This is a genomic window from Aquifex sp. (assembly GCF_056494385.1).
Genome location: NZ_JBSLZM010000073.1, coordinates 33,379 through 52,313 on the forward strand (window position 1 = coordinate 33,379; position 18,935 = coordinate 52,313).

An 18,935-nucleotide genomic window follows, 5' to 3' on the forward strand; every position below is an offset into this window, starting at 1 on the left:
AAGTTAAGAATTCCTGAAAACTTTTTTATAGACGTAATCCCTGTTCTTAAGAAACTCCCAGGGGTCTAAAGCTTTTTCCACTTCCTCTTCAGATAGGTATTTTCTCACCTCTTCATCCTCAAGAAGCGTTTCCTTAAAGCTTTTATCACTCTCCCAGGCCTTCATAGCACATCTCTGAACAACGTCGTAGGCGTAATCCCTTGAAAGTCCTTTCTGTGTAAGAAGAACGAGTATCTTTGAAGAGGCGTAAAGTCCCTTTGATACCTCCATATTCTTCCTCATTTTTTCCTTGTTGACAACGAGACCCTTAAGTATTTCGTGAAAGAGGTTGAGTATGTAGTCAAGGGCTATAAAGGAGTCGGGAAGTATCACCCTCTCCACCGAGGAGTGGGATATATCCCTTTCGTGCCAAAGAACTATATCCTCCATCGCTGGAATCGTATTTGCCCTTATGACTCTCGCAAGCCCGCATATCCTCTCCGAGTGTATGGGGTTCTTCTTATGGGGCATCGCGGAAGAACCCCTTTGACCTTTTGTAAAGGGTTCAAGAACTTCCAGAACTTCTGTCCTCTGGAGGTGTCTTATCTCCGTGGCAAACTTTTCAAGGGAGCTCGCTATAAGTGAGAGGGTGGTAAGAAGGTGTGCATGTCTATCTCTATGGACTATCTGGGTAGATGCGGGTTCTATCTTTAACCCGAGTTCTTCTAAGGCTAACCTTTCTACCTCGGGAGGTATGTTCGAGTAGGTTCCTACAGCTCCCGAGATTTTTCCGTAAAGTATATTCTCCTTTGCTTGAAGGAGTCTCTCTTTGTGTCTTCTCATCTCGTCATACCATACGCACATCTTCAAACCGAATGTGTACGGTTCCGCATGAACCCCGTGCGTTCTTCCAATCATCAGGGTATCCTTATGTTCAAAGGCAAGTCTCTTTATCTCCTCCAAAACCTTCTCTATATCCTCAAGAATTAAGTCAATTGCCTCCCTAATTAAAAGAGCTAAAGCGGTATCAACAACGTCTGAAGAGGTGAGACCCATGTGTATATACCTTCCTTCCTCCCCAACCTGCTCCGCAATTACCGAAACAAAGGCTAAAACGTCGTGCTTAAAGACCTTTTCCTTTTCTTTAATCTTTTCAACTACTTCATCGTTAACATATGTTTTATCTTCTATCTTCTTTAGCGCTTCATCGGGAATCTGCCCCAGTTTGTTCCAAGCCCTACATACCGCTATCTCTACATCAAGCCACTTTTTAAACTTATTTACCTCGCTCCATATTCTACCCATTTCCTTTCGGGTATACCTCTCAATCATAGGAAATAGGATAACTTATATCTTGATTTCAGGAAGGAAGGGTAATATAATATTATTCTGGCTGGAGCGGTAGTTCAGCCCGGTCAGAACGCCGGCCTGTCAAGCCGGAGGTCGCGGGTTCAAATCCCGTCCGCTCCGCCACTTATCTTATCCATACGGGAATGTTTACAAATATCTCCTTTGCGAAATCAACGAGCTTCATCAGCATCCATCCCCCCAGAAAGAATATAACGAGGAAGGCTGTTATAACCTTCGGGATATAAGCCAGGGTCATCTCCTGAATCTGGGTGGCAGCCTGAAGTATACTCACTATAAGTCCCACAAGGAATGTGGCGAGTAATACGGGCATAGAAAGTAAAAGTGTCATCTCAAGGGCTCTTTGACCTATTGATACGATTAAGTCCTGTTCCATAAGAAATAAAGTTAACAGGAAAAGTTTCCTATATCCTCTCCGGTTCTTTTTGGAATGGGTGTTCTTCCGAAAAGCATGCTCTCAAGCTTCTTAACGTCGGTATCCGAGAGGGGGGAGATTACGAGAGTAAAGTTTTCACCTTTAAGGGTTTCCACTTTTAAGTCTCCTACTTCTCCCACCTTTACGTTCCCCCCTCCGTTCATAAAACCAACCGAGAGTGCAAGGGTTAAAAAGTTAGGCTCATCAATTGAAAGGGTGGGTTTATCAACATTCCTGTCTATTATAAGGAATGTGCAAAGGGCAAGACCAACACGGAAGAGATTTTCCGCAGTAAGGGGGTAATTTCCGGGAACCCCCGTTATCTTATTCTCCTTAAAAATAACCGTCATCAGATTAATCCCTCTTTTATTAGGAGCTCCGCTATCTGAACAGCGTTCGTAGCCGCTCCTTTTCTTATGTTATCCGCTACAACCCACATAGAAAGCCCGGGCTCAAAAACTCTGTCTCTTCTTATCCTTCCCACGAAAACTTCATCTTTTCCTTCCGCCATGATGGGCATAGGATACTCGTTGTTGTGGGGATTGTCCACCACAACAACACCCGGCGCCTTTCTTAAAACTTCTCTTGCTTCCTCCGGAGATATTTCCTTTTTCGTTTCAATGGAAACACTTTCCGAGTGTCCGTAAAATACGGGAATCCTTACGCAGGTTGCGGAAACCTTTATACTCTCATCGTGCATTATCTTTCTCGTCTCATAAAGCATCTTGTTCTCTTCTTTCGTGTATCCATCCTCAAAGAATACGTCTATATGGGGAAGTGCGTTGAAGGCTATCTGGTGGGGAAACTTCTGGGCTTGTGGCATTTCCTTTCCTTCACACCAGGCTTTTGTCTGACTCTTTAAATCCTCTATCGCTTTTGCTCCTGCTCCTGAAACCGCTTGATAGGTTGAGACTACAATCCTACTTATACCCGCAACGTCGTATATCGGCTTTAGGGCAACAACCATCTGTATGGTTGAGCAGTTGGGATTAGCTATAATGTTTTTCTTCTTAAAGTCCTTCACATCCTCGGGATTCACTTCGGGGACCACCAGGGGAACTTCGGGATCCATTCTCCAAGCGGAAGAGTTATCTATCACAATAACGCCGTCTTTTGCAAACTTCGGAGCCCACTCCTTACTTGTTGAACCTCCCGCGGAGAACAGGGCTATATCTATGCCCTTAAAGGAATTCTCTTTATTTAAAGCCTTAACCCTATACTCTTTCCCTTTAAAGGTCAGTGTTTTTCCTTCGGAACGCTCGGAAGCGTAAAGGATAAGCTCATCAACGGGAAAGTTTCTCTCCTCAAGAACCTTTAAAAATGTCCTTCCTACCTCTCCCGTAGCTCCTACTATCGCAACCTTATAGCCCATAGGAGTTAATTTTATAAAAGTCTGTATTTTTTCAGTATGGCTTCAGGCTCCTTATCGGTTTTAGCCTTTTCCCTAACTCTTCTTCATGCTCAAGGTAATCAATAGTTTCATCCCTTACCTTATCTTATAATTGTCTGTTTATCTCACCACGCAAAGGCTATAACACCTGCTGTTAATGTAGTAAATACACCCGTTATTTATAAAGCTGGTCAAATCTTTTGTTCATATATTCTCTCAATTCCTTAAATCTTTTATCCGTCTGTTCCATAAAGGTTTTTAAAGTTGCTTTAATTTTCATACTCTCCTTTATAAGCTGTTTTTCTTCTTGAGAACTCAAAGGAAAACAAAAACTTGCCAAAGGAAAAAGTACTGCAACTAACCTTGCCATAACTTATTAGTTAGATACTTGTCTTTTTCTTAACAACTATGAGCTTATCATCGGGGAGAACTTCAAAATCCTTCTCCGGCATAACTATAATATCGTCCCCCCTCCTTATGCCGAGTAAAATCCTTCCGTCTCTTATCTCTCTTTCCAGCTCTTCAACGGTTTTATTCTCTCCGGCCGGAATCTCTTCGTAGTCAACTTTCTCTATTATTAGGTCAAGAACGCCGGCTTTTTCCCTCTTTTTAAGAAAGTTTGAAATCATTATGCCTACAACTTCTCCGTCAACGACTATGTAGTCTATTATCTTCTTTCTCTTTATCGTCTTTGCGTTCTCACGTAGAAGAATCTCCGCTATTATTGTAGCCCTCGGATTTAGGTCTCTCACAAGCATAGCCGAGAGTATCGTTCTCGCATCTATTGAGTCCTCCGTAAGACTTACTCCTTTTTCCGCAAGGATTATAACAACGCTTGCGTTCTCAACTCCGGCGTTTTTTAACACTTCCTCACTTACGTAATCACCTTTTTTGTAATAAAACTCCTTCCTCGGCTCAAGCTCCTGCTCGGTTATAACTACCACCGGCTTCATCCTCTCTCCCCTTTCCTCGTAAAACCGTTTAAGACTCTCAAGGACAACTTCCCCTGTTTCGTTCCACCCGCATATAACTATGTGATTCTTCATTTCTCTAAAGCTAACCATACCCGCTTTTAACATATTAACGTAGTGAAAGAAGCTTGTGCTAAAAGTTGCGGTGATTAAAGAAAAAAGAAATAACCCCGTTATTCCGAGAACCATAGCCAGGAATCTTCCTTCCGCTGTTTTCGGAGTTATATCTCCGTATCCTACGGTTGTCGCGGTAATTATTACGTAATAAAGGGCATCGTATAAACTTTTTATGTTTGGATTTCCGCCTATATGTTCAATGGAAAAGATTATAAGTATCAGTGAAAAGATAAAAACGAAGAAAATAGCTAATAAAAAGATAAGCTCGTAAGCGAAATCCTTAAGAACATTCTTGAAAAATGCAAAGAAGAAATTATACCTGTAAGTAAGCCTTAGGACTCTTGCTATAAGAACGATTAACCTTATTATTCTGAAAGACTGAAGCGTGGGAATTATTGCTATAAAGTCAAGGATTGTAAGTGGATTTTTTATGTAATTTATTTTGTTTTCAGCTATTATAAACCTCCCTACTAGTTCAAAGGCTATTATTAGACTGGCAAAGTATTCAATATTCATAATCACAGGGTGTAAGCTTGAGTGAAACTCGTGTATCTCGTCGTAAACGGTAAGTATTACCGAAATGAATATAACCGTGAAGGAAAAGGTGTTGTAAATGTAGAAAACAACGCTCCTGTCATTCTCAAGAATTTCGTAAAGAAGCTTTTTCATTATGGTATTTATATTCTATGAAGCTATACAGTGTCCAGTTCAGACAGAGATCTCCGGAGCACAACCTAAAGCTCGTCCTTAACTTCTTGAATAAAGTTGAAGATAACTCTCTCGTTCTCCTCCCGGAGATGTGGTATTCCGGATTTGACTACGAAAACCTTGAAGAGCACACAAAGGAAACAGAAAAAATTCTTGAAACTCTTAAAGAGGTTTCCGAAAGTAAATCCCTCACGTTATGCGGAACGCTTCCGGAAAAAACTGAGGAAGGGATAAAGAACACAGCTTTCCTCATTGAAGATGGAAAAATTATAGGGAAAAGGGGAAAGATAAAGCTTTTTAAACTCTTTGGTGAGGATAAATACTTTATTCCTGAAAGGGAGAATAAAGTTTTTAATACAAAGTTCGGAAAGGTAGGAATACTTATATGCTTTGAGCTTAGGTTTACCGACCTTATCCTTGAACTTCAAAGGGAAAAACCCGATATAGTTCTAGTTCCGGCCCAGTGGGGATACGCAAGAAGGGAACACTTCAGAACCTTATCAAAAGCTCGTGCTATAGAAATTCAAGCTTTTCTGGTTGCCTCCGATACCTGGGGAGAACATCTCGGTGTTAGGTATGGAGGCAGTTCGGGCATATACTCCCCTTGGGGGGAAGTTCTTTCTTTTTCCGAGAAGGGAGATACGCTTCTCTTTGCGGAGTATGACCCCGATTACTTGAAGGAGGTAAGAGAGAGTTTACCTATTAAAATTTAATTATGCTTTTGAAGTTAAAGATTTTCAGATACAACCCGGAAACGGGAGAAAAGAGATACGACTACTTTGAAGTTTCCTACGAAGAGGGGATGACCTTTCTGAGAGCTTTCCAGAAGATAAAAGAGGAGATAGACCCTACCCTCTCCTTCCGTGCTTTCTGCAGGGCAGGGATATGCGGAACCTGCACCGTTTACATAGATGGATTCCCGAAGCTTGCCTGTAAGGAACAGACGTTACCTTACATACTCATGGGAAAAACGGTTGTCGTTGAACCCCTTGATAAGTTTGAGGTTATACGGGACCTCGTTGTTGACAACGAAAAGGTTATAAACCGAATGAAAAAGTTCAGAACCTGGATTAAGGAGTTCAAAGGTGAGGTAAGGATACCCCCTGAGATAAATAAGAAGATAGAGAAGGGAGCCGATTGTATACTCTGCAGTGCTTGTCAGTCCTACTGTCCCCAGGTGCTTGAGGAGGAGTATGCCGGACCCCTTTTCTTTGCAAAGATTTACAGATTCCTTGAAGACCCGAGGGAAGAAAATAAGGAGTTCAGGATAAAGGAAGCCCTTGAAGGAAATCTTTACCACTGTCTCTCGTGCAATAAGTGTAACACCGCATGTCCCAAAGACGTTGAGCCCGCAACACTCATAAGGGAGTTGATGACGATAAAAACGGAAGTATCTTAAAACCCTCATGGGGAAAACGAAAAATGTCTTTATATGCCGGGAATGCGGATACAAGTCCGTGAAGTGGCTCGGAAGGTGTCCTTCCTGCGGGAGTTGGAACACCTTCCTGGAGGAGGTTTATCAAAATAATTCCTTTTCACTCGTAAAAGAAGACTCAAAGATTCTTCCCGTATCCTCTTGGGAAAGGGAGGAGTTAAACAGGGAGAGCACAGGATACAAAAGCCTTGATACGGCACTCGGTGGAGGGGTGGTAAAAGGCCAGGTTATACTCATAGCGGGAGAGCCCGGCATAGGTAAATCAACCCTTCTTCTTCAGGTATCGGACCATTTTGCAAGGGATAAAAAGGTTTTATACGTATCCGGGGAAGAGTCGGGAAACCAGATAGCCCTTAGAGCTAAAAGACTCGGAATAGAAAACGAAAACCTTCTCGTTTATCCCGAGACAAACCTGGAGAGAGTTTTAAGCGTCCTTGAAAGGGAAAACCCGTCACTTTTGGTTCTTGACTCGGTTCAAACGATTTTCTCGGAAAAACTTGAGAGTTCAGCAGGTTCGGTAAGTCAGGTAAGAGAAGTAACCTACAGAATTACCGAGTTCTGTAAAGATAAAGGAGTACCCGCCTTTATAGTCGGACAGATTACAAAGGAGGGAAGCATAGCCGGACCGAAGGTTCTTGAACATATAGTTGATACGGTTTTACAGTTTGAAGGAGAGAGGTTTAACTTCTACAGAATTGTTAAGGTTGTGAAAAACAGGTTCGGCTCAACGGGAGAGATTGCGGTCTTTAAGATGACCGACCGAGGCCTTGAGGAGGTCCCGGAACCCTCAGCGTTCTTTATAAGTGAAAAGGCAAAAGCTCCCGGGAGCGTTGTGTTTCCCCATACGGAGGGGAGTAAGCCTGTCCTTCTTGAGATACAGGCGCTTGTAATTCCTGCTCTTTACACAACACCCCAGAGGAGAACCCAGGGCTTTGACCCGAACCGATTGGCCCTTATACTCGCTGTTCTTGAAAAAGAGTCAAAGGTCTTCACAAGGGACCAGGACGTTTTCGTAAACGTGGCGGGTGGAATGAGTGTAAAAGAACCTGCTGTTGACCTTGCAGTTGCTATGGCTATCGTTTCCTCAAAGAAGGAAAAGGAAATCCCCGAAGACACGGTTATATTCGGGGAACTGGGACTCTCGGGAGAGGTGAGAGCGGTTCACTTCGGAGACCTAAGACTTAAGGAAGCGAAGAGATTTGGTTTTAAGAGAGCCATTATCCCGAAAAGCCTTGAGATACACATAGAGGATATGGAGGTGTATCCCGTCTCCCATATAAACGAAGCCGTGGAAATCCTCTTTTAACAGCACTTTATCCAGTCAAGGGGTGAGTTCGCTATCCCTATTCTCTTGTGCCACTTGTGGAACTCCTCAAGAAGTTCGGGATACAGCTCAAGGAGGTAAAACTTAAGCGGTGTAGATATACCGAAGTAATCAAGGAATAGGAAAAATAAAAAAACTTCCTCAATCTTTTGGGCTTCCCTTCCGAAAGCCTGTCCAAACTTAAGCCTGTAAAACTCCTTAAGGATTTCTTTCAGCTTCAAGCTTTTTCACCCCCTTCTGAAGCTTCCTGAAGGCCCTCCTTATTCCCCTAACCGCCTGTCTAATTCTGTGTTCGTTCTCAACAAGTGCAAACCTTATGTATCCCTCACCGTATTGTCCGAAACCGATTCCGGGAGATACCGCAACCTTTGCCTCCTTTAAAAGGAACATAGAAAAATCAAGAGAGTTCATATTTACCCACTCGGGTATTTTTGCCCATACGAACATAGTAGCCTTAGGTTTTTCAACCTTCCATCCGAGCTTATTCAGACCTTCAACGAGAACGTTCCTCCTTTTCTCGTAGATCTTCGCTTTTTCTTCAACTATCTCGTAAGGGCTATCAAGGGCTATTATTGAGGCTACCTGTATGGGTGTAAAAATTCCGTAGTCAAGATAGCTTTTTAAGTGTGCGAGGTTCTTTATAAGGACTTCATTCCCCAGAACAAAGGCGACCCTCCAGCCTGCCATAGAGAACCCTTTTGACATTGAGTAAATCTCAACCGCAACGTCTTTTGCCCCTTCAACCTCAAGTATTGAAGGAGGCTTATAACCGTCAAAGGCTATATCCGCATAGGCAAAGTCGTGGATTATCCATATGCTATTTTCTTTAGCAAATCTTACAAGCTCCTTAAAGAAATCCTTTTCAACGGTTAAGGTTGTAGGATTGTGGGGAAAGCTTACGACAACCGCCTTAGGTTTAGGCATTGCGGTTTTTACTATTTCGTATAGTCTTCTTAAAAACTCTTCTTGAAAGTTTTCGTTGGAGTATATCAGGGGTATTGAGTGAACCTCCCCGCCCGCTATTATAGGTGCGTAGTAATGGATGGGATAGGTCGGATTCGGAACGATTACAGTATCCCCGGGTGAAATCATTGCAAGCATGAGGTGGGAGTATCCCTCCTTTGCCCCTATGGTGAGGATAGCTTCCCTTTCAGGGTCTAACTTCACTCCATATCTTCTTTCGTAAAAATCACATATGGCTTTTCTTAGCCTCGGTATTCCCCTTGATGCGGAGTATCCGTGAACGTGAGGTTTTTGTGCCACCTCACACAGCTTGTCTATTATGTGTTTTGCCGGAGGCATGTTCGGATTTCCCATTCCGAGGTCAACTATGTCTTCTCCTTCCCTTCTCAGCTTGTACTTCAGCTCGTTAACGAGGGAAAAGACGTACTTTGGTAGTCTCCTTATCCTCGGGAAGGCCCAATCCATCGGGTCTTCAATCATTCTCCATCTCCTCTTCCAGCTCCTTACACTTTATACACATCGTTGTAACAGGACGAGCTTTTAACCTCTCGTAGGGTATCTCCGCCCCGCAGTTCTCACATATACCGTAGTTTCCCATCTCAATCTTCATAAGTGCGTAATCTATCTTATGTAATAGCTTAGCCTCCCTTCCCCTGATTCGGAAGGTTATAAACCTATCAGTTTCAAGGTCCGCTCTGTCTATCTCGTCCCCCCCCTCAAATGCAACGTTTGAGGGATCCTTTATCTGTTCTTCTGCCGAAGCGAGAATCTTTCTTTTCATCTCAAGAAGTATAGCTTTAAGCTCGTTAACCTGTTCCTGCGTAAGGTGGTGCAACCTTTCCTCCTTAAATATTTAATCTACGAACTTATCGGGAGATTTTCTCACCCTCTCAAGGAGCTCTTTCTTTCCGTCGCAGTAGATAGCTACAAACTCCGCAAGCCTCCTTCCGAGTCTCCTACAGGCCTCTTTTTCCTCTTCACTCCTCGGTTCCCCGGCAACTACAGCACCGTAGTGTAGTGTAAACTTCTTTCCCACGTAGTCCGTAACACCGAAAACGAGAAAACCGAAGTTCATCAGCATGGTTAAGATAGACATACAGGCTATCTCGTTACCTCCTCCCCATCCTCCCGAAGAGGAAAAAGCACACCCTATTTTCCCGTCTATCTCTCCCCAGAGGTCTCCGATAACGTCGTCAAAGAAACGCTTTATCTTCCAAGAGACAAGACCCATATTAGTAGGAGAACCCACAGCTATACCGTCCGCCCAGAGAACGTCTTCCTTTGTAGCCTCGTCAACGTGTTTAAGTCTTACCTCGGTTCCCTCTACGGAACGTGCTCCTTCCGCCACGAGCTTTGCCATTTTTTCCGTGTTTCCGGTCCTCGTGTCGTAAATTATAAGCACCCTTCCCATAGTATAGATTTTATAATTTGATAAGATGGGAAAGCTCTTCGTTATATCCGCCCCCTCCGGAACGGGAAAAACAACGGTAGCGGAAAAGCTTCTTGGTGAGATTGATAACCTGGAGAAGGTTATAACCTACACAACGAGAAAACCGAGACCCTATGAGAAAAACGGAGTTGACTACGTATTCATAACAAAAGAGGAGTTCGAAAAAAAGATAAAGGAAGACTTTTTTCTAGAGTATGCGAACGTCTATGGAAACTATTACGGAACTCCGAAAAAGGATATAGAGAGGATTCTTAAAGAGGGAAAGGATGCTCTTCTTGTAATAGACGTACAGGGGGCTTTTAAGGTAAAGGAGCTAAGACCGGATACGATAACCATATTTCTTCTCCCCCCATCCCTTGAAGAGCTAAAGAGGAGGATAGAGTCAAGAGGGTATAAGGACGAAAATATTGAAAAAAGGCTAAAAACCGCAGGTGAAGAGATTCCCTGTGCTAGATACTTTGATTACATAGTTGTTAACGACTTTCTCACCTCTGCGGTTGAGAAGGTGAAATCCATAATTGTTTCCCATAGGGTTTCACGGAAAAGTATACTTAATAATCTTGAAAAACTTCATCTGAATCAAGAAGTTATAAATCTTCTTAAAGGAGGTAAGTGTTATGTCAAGAAGACCTAAAATAGAAGAAGCTCTGAAAAATGTTGAATCAAGGTATGAACTGGTCCACGCTGCAGTCAAGAGAACACTCCAGCTTCTGCAGGAAGGTGATGACTTCTTCGTAACAAGAGGCGAAGAAAACTTAAAAAAAACCTTTGCGGCAATAGAAGATATAGCTGAGAATAAGGTTAAAGTGATAAGGCGAAAAGAAGAGAAATGATTCTTCTTCTCCTTATATCCTTTACATTTGCTTCCCTTGAACTTGAAAGGGGAAACTTAAAAGAGATTTTTAAGAAACTTTACGAAGGGAAAACAAATTCATTGGAACTTAAAGTTCTAAAGGCTTACTTTGAAACATTAGACCTTAAGGTAGAGCCTTATATATATTACTACACTAAGGGTTTAATACTTGAAAGGGAAGGGAAAAAAGATGAAGCTATAAGGTATTACCTTGAATCAATAAAGCTAAACCCTTACTATAACCCTTCTTACTACCGATTTAACTTTCTTATAAGGGAGGTTGAAAATAGAGAGTTTTACAGAAAAGCGATAGCGGAGGTTTTAAAAAAAAGATTTGAAAAAAAGCCTCCGGTAATCGTAAAAAACCCCGAAAACCATTACCTGTTCCTCGTTGAGAAGATGAGTCAATACCTCTTCGTATTTAAGGGAAATAAACTCGTGGATATGTATCCAGTAACTACGGGAAAGAATTTAGGAGATAAAAGAAAGGAAGGGGATGGGAGAACCCCGGAGGGTTTATACTACTTTACAGAGTTCATAGACCCGAGGTTTTTATCCGAAATATACGGCGGGATAGCTGTGGCCTTAAACTACCCCAATCCCTACGATAAACTCCTTGGTAAGACGGGAAGCGGTATATGGCTCCACGGGAGTAACGAGGAGGATAGAAACAAGCTCCCGTTCAGCACAAGGGGATGCGTTGTAGCGGAAACAAGAGTGTTAAAGAACGAGATTGTTCCAAAGATAAACATAAAGAATACGTTAATAGGTATATACAAGGTGATACCAAGAAAGCTAAGGCTTGAGGATGTTGAAGCCTTTATAAAAGACTGGAAAACCTCTTGGGAAAATAAAAACTACGATAGGTTCATATCCTTTTACTCAAAAAACTTCAGATGGAAGGGAGGAGGACTCAGGGAATGGAAAAGATACAAAAAGAGGACCATTCTCTCAAAGAAGTTTATAAACGTTGATATCTCAAACCTCACCATTCTCGCTTTCTCAAAACCCATGGATAAAGAACCCCGTTATTATCTCGTTGAGTTCCTTCAGGAGTACAGTTCGGACACATATTCCGACAAGGGAATAAAACGTATGTATCTAATTAAGGAAGGCAACGCTATCAAAATCCTTTCGGAAGAATTCTTAAAATTAAATTAAATGGTTGTTTTACTTTTACTACTTTTTTTAGACCTCGCCTTTTCCGAGTGGTTTTGTGGTCTCAATTACGAAGTTCAGATAAAACATAAAGTTTGGAAAAAGACTGGTAAAGTTTTCAGAAGAACGGATGTGATTCTTTACCTGCCCCTTGAATACACAACAAGTGGAAAAATTATAGAAGGCCTTGCTATAACTGTGAAGCAGAGTGAAAATAACGCAAGAATACTCGTGGAGACAAAAGATCCCCTTAGAGAAGATTGGCTTCTTGTTATACCTCTTAAGAACTCCTACGTTGAGGAGTATGCAAAGGTTGAGAAGATAAAGAGTGAAAAACCCCTGATAAAGGAAGTTTTTTCTGTTTACCCCTTTTCCATATCCGAAAGAAGCGTTAAGTTTCCCATGCCCCCATTAAATCCGACGGAAAAACTCAGAGTGAAGTTAAAACATAAAGGGAAAATAGGCTTTCCCGTTGGTGAGCTGAAGGAAAAGAAAGAAGTAAAGAAAAAAAAGAGGGTAAAAATCGTTTACTCCTTTACTTTCGGTTATGCAAAGACAACGACAAACGACCTTAACTTAAGAAACTTAAAGGAAATCATAAAGGTTCTTTCCGCAATAGGAAAGCTTGAAAAGATTGATATAATAGGGATGGCGGACGGAAAAACGAAAAACCCGAATATAAACGAAGAGGTTGCAAAAAGGAGAGCGTTATACATAGCTGAAAGGCTGTTGGGAAAGGAAAGAATAAAGTGTCTACTCAGGAAGTAAGACGAACAACTATATCCTTTTTTGCCAGATACTCCTTCAACTCGGGGATTGATATCTCTCTGAAGTGAAAAACTGAGGCTGCTAAAGCTGCCTCAACCTTTGTCTCTTTAAACACCTCGTAAAAGTGTTCCCTTCTTCCCGCACCGCCGGAGGCTATAACGGGAATGTTAACCGCTTCAGAAACCGCTTTATTAAGCTCTATATCATACCCATCCTTGGTTCCGTCCCTATCCATGGACGTTAACAGAATTTCCCCGGCTCCAAGACTCTCAACCCTTTTTGCCCACTCAATCGCGTCAATTCCGGTCGGTGTCCTTCCCCCGTGTATGTAAACTTCCCATGAGTTTCCCTTTCTTTTTGCGTCTATAGCTACAACTATACACTGAGAACCGAACCTCTTTGCGCCTTCGTATATAAGGTCCGGGTTCTTAACCGCAGCAGTGTTTATGGATACCTTATCTGCTCCCGACTCAAGGAGTTTTCTCATATCCTCAAGACTCTTTATACCTCCCCCCACGGTAAAGGGCATAAAGACGGTTTCAGCAACCCTCTTCACAACTTCAAGCATTATATCTCTTCCTTCAGCAGAAGCAGTTATGTCCAGAAAAACGAGCTCGTCCGCCCCCTCTTCCTCATACCTCTTTGCAACTTCTACGGGGTCTCCCGCATCCCTGAGGTTTAAGAACTTCACACCCTTTACGACCCTGCCCTTATCAACGTCAAGACAGGGAATTATTCGCTTTGCGAGCATGGATTTTATGTTATAATCTTCTAAGCCATTAAGCAAACGGGGTAAGGAAATGGAGTACTCACACGTAGTCTCTGGACTTATAAGCATAGCCATAGCCCTTGTCGTGATTCTTAAAGGCGGAAAACCTTCCCTTAAACCTACAAAATATCAGGCTCTCCTCGAAGGATATATAAGATTCGTCAGGAATATGCTTCTGGAAAACGTAGGTGAGAAAGGTCTGAAATACGTCCCGTTAATAGCTACCATAGGTGTTTTTGTGTTCTTCGGAAACATACTCGGTATGGTCCCGGGTTTTGAATCACCTACCGCCAACATAAATACGAACCTCGCTATAGCACTCCTCGTTTTCTTCTATTACCACTTTGAGGGATTTAGAGAAAACGGACTCGCATATCTCAAACACTTTATGGGACCGATTCCCCTGATGGCTCCTTTCTTCTTCATCGTTGAGATAATATCCCACATAGCAAGACCCATAACGTTATCCCTCAGGTTATTCGCAAACATGAAGGCGGGAGCACTACTCCTTATAACCCTCGCAAGTCTCGTTATAAAGAATCCTTTTACCTTAGTTGTATCACCGCCGGTGCTTATATTCGTAATAGCGATAAAGTTTCTCGCAATATTTATACAGACTTACATCTTCATGATACTTTCTGTCGTCTACATCGCCGGAGCTGTAGCACACGAGGAGCATTAAGATGAAGGTATTGCTCGTTTTCACGGATACCTTCTCGGACTGTGAGAGAGCTCTCCGCTTTGCGGTTGAATTTACCCGGAAACTGAGTGCTGAGCTTGAAGTCCTTGTAGTCCTTGAGGACCTATACCACCTTGAGAGAGGAAGCACGGCCTTCGGCATGCCCGTACCTCCCGACGTGAAGAACGAGGCTGTGAGAAGGATTGAGAAAAAGCTTAAAGAAAATTGGGAAAAGTACGCTTCTGAGGGGCTTCCGAGGGTGAGCTACAAGATGGGTCCCCTTCACGAAGAGGTTAAAAAGTTCGTTGAGGGGAAGGAATACGAGTTAATTATGTGGGCTTGTTACCCTTCAGCTTACTTGTGTAAGATAATAGACGACCTTAATACCGCTTCACTTATAATCAAATAACTTGAAGGAGGTAGGCGATGAAGAAGTTTCTCGCACTCTTAACCGTTATGATGCCCGCACTTGCGATGGCAGCAGAAGGGGAAGCGTCAATAGAGAAGGGGCTACTATACCTGGGAGCAGGTCTCGCAATCGGGCTTGCGGGACTCGGGGCAGGTGTAGGTATGGGACACGCCGTTAGGGGAACTCAGGAAGGTGTTGCGAGAAATCCCAACGCAGGTGGTAGACTACAGACCCTTATGTTTATAGGTCTCGCATTCATTGAAACAATCGCCCTTTACGGATTGCTCATAGCGTTTATACTCCTGTTTGTTGTGTAAGCCCTTTCCCCTTCCTTTTACCTTTATAGGAGGAGAGATATGGTAACGGAAGGATTAAAACCGCATATATCAATTAAGAAGAAGAAGAGAAAAAGCGGTTTTCTCGCCAGAATGAGAACCAAGTCGGGAAGGAAGATAATAGCAAGGAGAAGGAGAAAGGGAAGAAAGAGATTAGCTCCTTAAGTATGAAAAAGGTTTTTATATTATTTCTTAGGTTCTGGCAGAAATTCATATCTCCTATTTATCCTCCCTCTTGTAGATATTACCCTTCGTGTTCGGAGTATGCTATCCTGGCGGTTGAAAAGTACGGTGTATTAAAAGGTAGCTTTAAGGCGATACTACGTATTCTAAGGTGTAATCCCCTTTTTAAAGGAGGAGTGGATTATCCATGATGGACAACGATTCCCAATTTTGGAAAAGATTCCTTATCTTCACTGTTTTAATGTTCACATTTATACTCGGTTACGAGCTGTTTTACAGTTATTACTTTAAACCTCAACAGAAACCTATAAAAAAAGAAGAGAAAAAGGAAAAGTCCGAAGAAAAAAATGTAAATTTTCCCCAGCTTATGCTGGGAACTTTCAGGGAAAAACAAGAGTATAAGAAAAGTTTTAACGTAAAGCTCGGAAATTACTCCTTAGAAATATCAGAAAAGGGAGGGAAAATTATAAGGTTTGTTGATAAAAAATACGGCTTTAATCTGATATCAGAAGTTGAAAGAGCCTACAAAATATTTCCCTTGGAAGTTTTTACGGGTGATACTGACCTTGACAGGAAGTTAAATTTTGGTGAGTATAGAATCGTAAAAAAGGAAAATATTGTTGAGATAATACATAAGGAACTACCGTTTAGAAAAATTCTTACCTACAAAGATGGAGCTATTGAGTTAAAACTTAAAGGTATTAATAAACCTCTCTGGGTCTTTATAGGAAGTCCACCGGATGATGAAGCTTTTTATACCCACGTTGGACCCGTATTTAAGATAAACGGTGAGGTTGTAAGGTATGATATAAAGGAGCTGAAAGGTGTTAATGACTTTTCGGGGGAAATAGCATTCGGAGGAGAGGAAAGTAGATACTTCTTTAAAGGCCTGAAAGAACACACAAAACACCTTGTTTACAAGGTCAAATATAAAGACAACTTTACGAGTTTCTCCCTCTTCCTTTACGACTCTCCAAAGGAGATTTACATAGGTGCCAAGGATTACGCAAGATTAAGGGAACTCGGACTTGAGGATGTCCTTGATTGGGGAAAGTTAAAACTTATAGTAAAACCCCTCTTTAAGTTCCTTTACTGGATATACGAACATACAGGTAGCTGGGTTCTTGCAATAGTTGTTTTAACGCTTCTCGTTCGTATAGTTCTCTTTCCCCTCGGTTATAAGAGCACTGTATCCATGATGAAACTCCAGGAACTCGCTCCGAGGATAGAAAAGATAAAACAGAAGTATAAAGACGACCCCGTAAAGATGCAAGAGGAAATGATGAAACTTTACGCGGAAACGGGTTTCAACCCTATGTCGGGATGCCTTCCCTTACTTCTTCAGATCCCTGTTTTCTTTGCACTTTATAAAGTCCTTATAATAACCGTTGACCTGAAGGTAAGCAGTTTTCTCTGGATTCCGAGTCTTGCGGATAAGGACCCCTTTTACATACTTCCCATCCTCATGGGAGCTACGATGATACTCCAACAAAAGCTTACCCCGACCCCCGACCCTAAACAGGCCATGGTAGGGTATATAACCGCTGTAGCTTTTACCCTTCTCTTTATAAACTTTCCCGCAGGACTGGTTCTTTACTGGACCTTGAATAACTTACTTAACATAGCTCAGAATTATCTTATAAAGGATGTTCTGCTGAAGAAGGCGGACAATAAAAAGAAGGGAAGGGGCTGATTATGAGAGTTAAGGTTTTTTTAGAAGTTCCTAAAGAAGTGTCTATATTTTACAGGCGCTCCTTCTTATCCTTCATAAAAAGTGTTCTTGAATCGGAAGATGCAGACTATTGCGAAAAAATATTCCGAAGAGGAAGCTTTAAACCCTTTACCTTTTGTGTATTTTTCGGGGACATAAAGGTTAACGGGGAAAAACTCTACAACAACGGAAAAGCGATACTCACCGTTTCCTCAGGAAGTCCTGATTTTTTCTTGAGATTTTACAACGGTGTTAAAAAGATTAAAGAATTCTCGGGAAAATACATAAACGGTTCTATGAGGATACTAAGAACTCAACTTATTGAAGAAGACCCTCTTTCAGAAAGTAAGTGTGTTTTTAGAACCCTTTCCCCAATAGTTGTAGTTACGAAGGACAAACATCCCGTTCTTCCGGAAGAATTAAAATCTGACGGTGATACGTTTATAGTATTTGACAACAACGTGTTTACAAAGGAGCTACGTTTCTCCTTAAGACATATATTCAACGGTCTTCCGGAGCTTTCCTTTAGAAATAAGGTCGGGAAAAAGGCTGTGGTTAAGCACTTGGTAGGAAACAGCGAAGAGGAAAAAATTATAAAGATAGTTGCCTATCAGGGAAGTTTTATGCTTGAGGGAGACCCCTTCGTCCTTAATGAAATATACAAATACGGACTAGGATTCAGAAGACATCAAGGCTTCGGATGTCTGGAGCTGGTAAGGTAAACCTCTTAGGTCTTTACGAAAAGCTTATAAAGACCTACGGGAAACAGAACTGGTGGCCTGTTGATTACGAATATCACAAAAAATACGGCTCGGACCCGAGGGAGGAGATTGTTATAGGTGCAATTCTAACGCAGAATACAGCTTGGAAGAACGTTGAAAGAGCCCTTGAAAACTTGAAAAGGGAAAAAGTGTTATCCTTTAAAGGAATAAGAAGTATTGAAGAGGAAAAATTAGAAAATTTAATAAAACCTGCGGGATTTTATAAAAAGAAAGCGCAATACTTGAAGAATTTCGTAAGAAGGTTTAACAATATAGATGAGCTTTCAAAAGTTTCAAGAAGAAAGCTCCTCAAGTTAAAAGGAATAGGAAAAGAAACTGCAGACGCAATACTTCTTTATGCAACGGATAGGTTAACCTTTGTAGTTGATGCTTATACAAAAAGGCTTTTAAAAAGGCTTTGGAGAATTGAGGGTTCCTATGAAGAAATCAAGACACTTTTTGAAGAAAACTTACCGAGGGATTTAGAAATTTATAAGGAGTTTCACGCACTTATTGACGTTCATGCAAAGGAGGTTTGCATGAAAAAACCTTTATGTAATAAATGCATTTTGAGAGATAAATGTCTTTTTTATTTGGTGGAGGCGGCGGGAATCGAACCCGCGTCCGAGGACGGCGGCCACATCCGAGGCTCTACAGGCTTAGCCCGTGTTTAGGGTTTCCCTTCGGGTTGCCCACGGGCAAGCTCCCCGAAGGTAGCACGGGATGAGTGTCGGCTAACCGGCCCCGTGCAACCGGTCAGCCCGAGCGGGTGTCTCTGACGCCCTCCGGAAGGCCACCCGCAAACCTTCCGGGGACGCGCTGCCTGTTAATTAGGCAGCGAGAGCGAGTTCAGCTTCGGGAAGTGTTTCGGTGGCTGTTACGGGAGCCACCCGGCCTGCTCCTCGGGGACCGCCTGTCCCCGTCGAATCCCTTCGCCCCCTTGTGCATTTATTTAATTTATATCAATTGAGAGGAGTTTTCAAGACCTACCATCTGAAATGGGAAAAGACCATGTTTGCCTGTGCCATCCTGTGGGTCTCCTCCTTCTTCCTATACGCTCCCCCCTTCTCATTCAACGCATCCAATAACTCCGCCTTCAACCTCTCTATCATCGTATACTGCCCCCTTCCCCTAGGCCTCTCCCTCGCCGCCTCAACCAGCCACTTTATCGCTAAACTTATCTGCCTCC

At 42.3% G+C, this 18,935-nt stretch carries 25 protein-coding genes, 1 tRNA gene, 1 other RNA gene and 2 pseudogenes; 16 read left to right on the forward strand and 13 right to left on the reverse strand.

What is annotated here, in order from left to right; translation table 11 throughout:
• Positions 1-3: 3 nt before the first annotated feature.
• Entirely contained in the window at positions 4-1,311 is a 1,308-nt protein-coding gene (purB, locus tag ACWB1W_RS05800) for an adenylosuccinate lyase (RefSeq protein ID WP_479370439.1), read from the reverse strand.
• 63 nt (positions 1,312-1,374) lie between these two features.
• On the opposite strand from purB, the gene ACWB1W_RS05805 reads away from it, so the two are divergent.
• Positions 1,375-1,452, forward strand: a tRNA-Asp gene (locus ACWB1W_RS05805).
• A 1-nt stretch (position 1,453) separates the two neighbouring features.
• On the opposite strand, the gene fliQ is transcribed toward ACWB1W_RS05805, so the two are convergent.
• The 5 genes from fliQ to ACWB1W_RS05830 all read right to left on the reverse strand — a co-directional run bounded on the left by fliQ (position 1,454) and on the right by ACWB1W_RS05830 (position 4,909).
• Positions 1,454-1,723, reverse strand: coding sequence for a flagellar biosynthesis protein FliQ (gene fliQ / locus ACWB1W_RS05810; RefSeq protein WP_479370440.1), 270 nt, complete (start codon positions 1,721-1,723; stop codon positions 1,454-1,456).
• Positions 1,724-1,734: 11 nt separating this feature from the next.
• Positions 1,735-2,112, reverse strand: coding sequence for a hypothetical protein (locus ACWB1W_RS05815; protein WP_479370441.1), 378 nt, complete (start codon positions 2,110-2,112; stop codon positions 1,735-1,737).
• The gene (gene asd, locus ACWB1W_RS05820) at positions 2,112-3,134 is read right to left on the reverse strand and encodes an aspartate-semialdehyde dehydrogenase (protein ID WP_479370442.1); all 1,023 of its coding nucleotides are present in this window, start codon (positions 3,132-3,134) and stop codon (positions 2,112-2,114) included. The genes ACWB1W_RS05815 and asd overlap by 1 nt, the downstream gene beginning before the upstream one ends.
• A gap of 193 nt (positions 3,135-3,327) precedes the next feature.
• The gene (locus tag ACWB1W_RS05825; RefSeq protein WP_479370443.1) at positions 3,328-3,522 is read right to left on the reverse strand and encodes a hypothetical protein; all 195 of its coding nucleotides are present in this window, start codon (positions 3,520-3,522) and stop codon (positions 3,328-3,330) included.
• Between the two features lie 10 nt (positions 3,523-3,532).
• Positions 3,533-4,909, reverse strand: coding sequence for an ion transporter (locus ACWB1W_RS05830; RefSeq protein ID WP_479370444.1), 1,377 nt, complete (start codon positions 4,907-4,909; stop codon positions 3,533-3,535).
• A gap of 17 nt (positions 4,910-4,926) precedes the next feature.
• Between ACWB1W_RS05830 and ACWB1W_RS05835 the strand changes: the two genes are divergently transcribed.
• From ACWB1W_RS05835 to radA, 3 genes are read left to right on the forward strand one after another with little or no spacing between them, the layout of a single operon-like run.
• On the forward strand, positions 4,927-5,661 hold the full coding sequence (locus tag ACWB1W_RS05835; RefSeq protein ID WP_479370445.1) for a carbon-nitrogen hydrolase family protein: 735 nt from the start codon (positions 4,927-4,929) through the stop codon (positions 5,659-5,661).
• Positions 5,662-5,663: 2 nt separating this feature from the next.
• Positions 5,664-6,347: a succinate dehydrogenase/fumarate reductase iron-sulfur subunit gene (locus ACWB1W_RS05840; RefSeq protein ID WP_479370446.1), complete on the forward strand. Its 684-nt coding sequence runs from the start codon at positions 5,664-5,666 to the stop codon at positions 6,345-6,347.
• Positions 6,348-6,354: 7 nt separating this feature from the next.
• Positions 6,355-7,689, forward strand: a complete 1,335-nt coding sequence (radA, locus tag ACWB1W_RS05845) for a DNA repair protein RadA (RefSeq protein WP_479370447.1) — start codon at positions 6,355-6,357, stop codon at positions 7,687-7,689.
• Here radA and ACWB1W_RS05850 read toward each other — a convergent pair.
• From ACWB1W_RS05850 to ACWB1W_RS05865, 4 genes are read right to left on the reverse strand one after another with little or no spacing between them, the layout of a single operon-like run.
• Positions 7,686-7,928 (reverse strand): cory-CC-star protein, encoded by a 243-nt coding sequence (locus ACWB1W_RS05850; RefSeq protein WP_479370448.1) that lies wholly within the window; start codon positions 7,926-7,928, stop codon positions 7,686-7,688. The two genes, radA and ACWB1W_RS05850, sit on opposite strands and share 4 nt — an antisense overlap.
• Positions 7,906-9,150, reverse strand: a complete 1,245-nt coding sequence (locus ACWB1W_RS05855; protein WP_479370449.1) for an aminotransferase class I/II-fold pyridoxal phosphate-dependent enzyme — start codon at positions 9,148-9,150, stop codon at positions 7,906-7,908. The genes ACWB1W_RS05850 and ACWB1W_RS05855 overlap by 23 nt, the downstream gene beginning before the upstream one ends.
• Positions 9,143-9,505 (reverse strand): RNA polymerase-binding protein DksA, encoded by a 363-nt coding sequence (dksA, locus tag ACWB1W_RS05860; RefSeq protein WP_479370450.1) that lies wholly within the window; start codon positions 9,503-9,505, stop codon positions 9,143-9,145. The genes ACWB1W_RS05855 and dksA overlap by 8 nt, the downstream gene beginning before the upstream one ends.
• 18 nt (positions 9,506-9,523) lie before the next feature.
• Positions 9,524-10,081, reverse strand: coding sequence for a flavodoxin family protein (locus ACWB1W_RS05865; RefSeq protein WP_479370451.1), 558 nt, complete (start codon positions 10,079-10,081; stop codon positions 9,524-9,526).
• Between the two features lie 25 nt (positions 10,082-10,106).
• Here ACWB1W_RS05865 and gmk point away from each other — a divergent pair, with 25 nt between their 5' ends.
• From gmk to ACWB1W_RS05885, 4 genes are read left to right on the forward strand one after another with little or no spacing between them, the layout of a single operon-like run.
• Entirely contained in the window at positions 10,107-10,754 is a 648-nt protein-coding gene (gene gmk / locus ACWB1W_RS05870; RefSeq protein WP_479370452.1) for a guanylate kinase, read from the forward strand.
• Positions 10,738-10,953: a DNA-directed RNA polymerase subunit omega gene (rpoZ, locus tag ACWB1W_RS05875; protein WP_479370453.1), complete on the forward strand. Its 216-nt coding sequence runs from the start codon at positions 10,738-10,740 to the stop codon at positions 10,951-10,953. Before gmk ends, rpoZ begins: the two co-directional genes overlap by 17 nt.
• Entirely contained in the window at positions 10,950-12,134 is a 1,185-nt protein-coding gene (locus tag ACWB1W_RS05880; protein WP_479370454.1) for a L,D-transpeptidase family protein, read from the forward strand. The genes rpoZ and ACWB1W_RS05880 overlap by 4 nt, the downstream gene beginning before the upstream one ends.
• Positions 12,135-12,899, forward strand: a complete 765-nt coding sequence (locus ACWB1W_RS05885) for a hypothetical protein (RefSeq protein WP_479370455.1) — start codon at positions 12,135-12,137, stop codon at positions 12,897-12,899.
• Here the strand turns inward: ACWB1W_RS05885 and hisF are convergent.
• Positions 12,889-13,650, reverse strand: a complete 762-nt coding sequence (hisF, locus tag ACWB1W_RS05890) for an imidazole glycerol phosphate synthase subunit HisF (protein WP_479370456.1) — start codon at positions 13,648-13,650, stop codon at positions 12,889-12,891. The genes ACWB1W_RS05885 and hisF overlap by 11 nt on opposite strands.
• Before the next feature lie 49 nt (positions 13,651-13,699).
• Between hisF and atpB the strand changes: the two genes are divergently transcribed.
• From atpB to ACWB1W_RS05930, 8 genes and pseudogenes are all read left to right on the forward strand, one after another.
• Positions 13,700-14,350, forward strand: a complete 651-nt coding sequence (gene atpB / locus ACWB1W_RS05895) for a F0F1 ATP synthase subunit A (RefSeq protein ID WP_479370457.1) — start codon at positions 13,700-13,702, stop codon at positions 14,348-14,350.
• Between the two features lies 1 nt (position 14,351).
• A complete protein-coding gene (locus ACWB1W_RS05900; protein ID WP_479370458.1) occupies positions 14,352-14,756 on the forward strand; it encodes a universal stress protein in 405 nt (134 codons plus the stop codon).
• 17 nt (positions 14,757-14,773) lie between these two features.
• Positions 14,774-15,073: an ATP synthase F0 subunit C gene (gene atpE, locus ACWB1W_RS05905; RefSeq protein WP_479370459.1), complete on the forward strand. Its 300-nt coding sequence runs from the start codon at positions 14,774-14,776 to the stop codon at positions 15,071-15,073.
• A gap of 39 nt (positions 15,074-15,112) precedes the next feature.
• Positions 15,113-15,256, forward strand: a complete 144-nt coding sequence (gene rpmH / locus ACWB1W_RS05910) for a 50S ribosomal protein L34 (RefSeq protein WP_010880061.1) — start codon at positions 15,113-15,115, stop codon at positions 15,254-15,256.
• A gap of 2 nt (positions 15,257-15,258) precedes the next feature.
• On the forward strand, positions 15,259-15,465 hold the full coding sequence (gene yidD, locus ACWB1W_RS05915; protein ID WP_479370460.1) for a membrane protein insertion efficiency factor YidD: 207 nt from the start codon (positions 15,259-15,261) through the stop codon (positions 15,463-15,465).
• Positions 15,466-15,515: 50 nt separating this feature from the next.
• Positions 15,516-16,967 carry a membrane protein insertase YidC gene (yidC, locus tag ACWB1W_RS05920; RefSeq protein ID WP_479370461.1) on the forward strand — a complete coding sequence of 484 codons (1,452 nt, stop codon included), beginning with the start codon at positions 15,516-15,518 and terminating at the stop codon, positions 16,965-16,967.
• A gap of 2 nt (positions 16,968-16,969) precedes the next feature.
• The gene (cas6, locus tag ACWB1W_RS05925) at positions 16,970-17,707 is read left to right on the forward strand and encodes a CRISPR-associated endoribonuclease Cas6 (protein ID WP_479370462.1); all 738 of its coding nucleotides are present in this window, start codon (positions 16,970-16,972) and stop codon (positions 17,705-17,707) included.
• Positions 17,686-18,210: pseudogene (locus ACWB1W_RS05930) on the forward strand (helix-hairpin-helix domain-containing protein); the annotation flags it as partial. The gene cas6 and the pseudogene ACWB1W_RS05930, both read left to right, overlap by 22 nt.
• A 130-nt stretch (positions 18,211-18,340) precedes the next feature.
• Here ACWB1W_RS05930 and ssrA read toward each other — a convergent pair.
• Positions 18,341-18,686, reverse strand: a transfer-messenger RNA (tmRNA) gene (ssrA, locus tag ACWB1W_RS05935).
• 46 nt (positions 18,687-18,732) lie between these two features.
• Positions 18,733-18,935 (reverse strand): annotated as a pseudogene (locus ACWB1W_RS05940) (30S ribosomal protein S7); the annotation flags it as partial.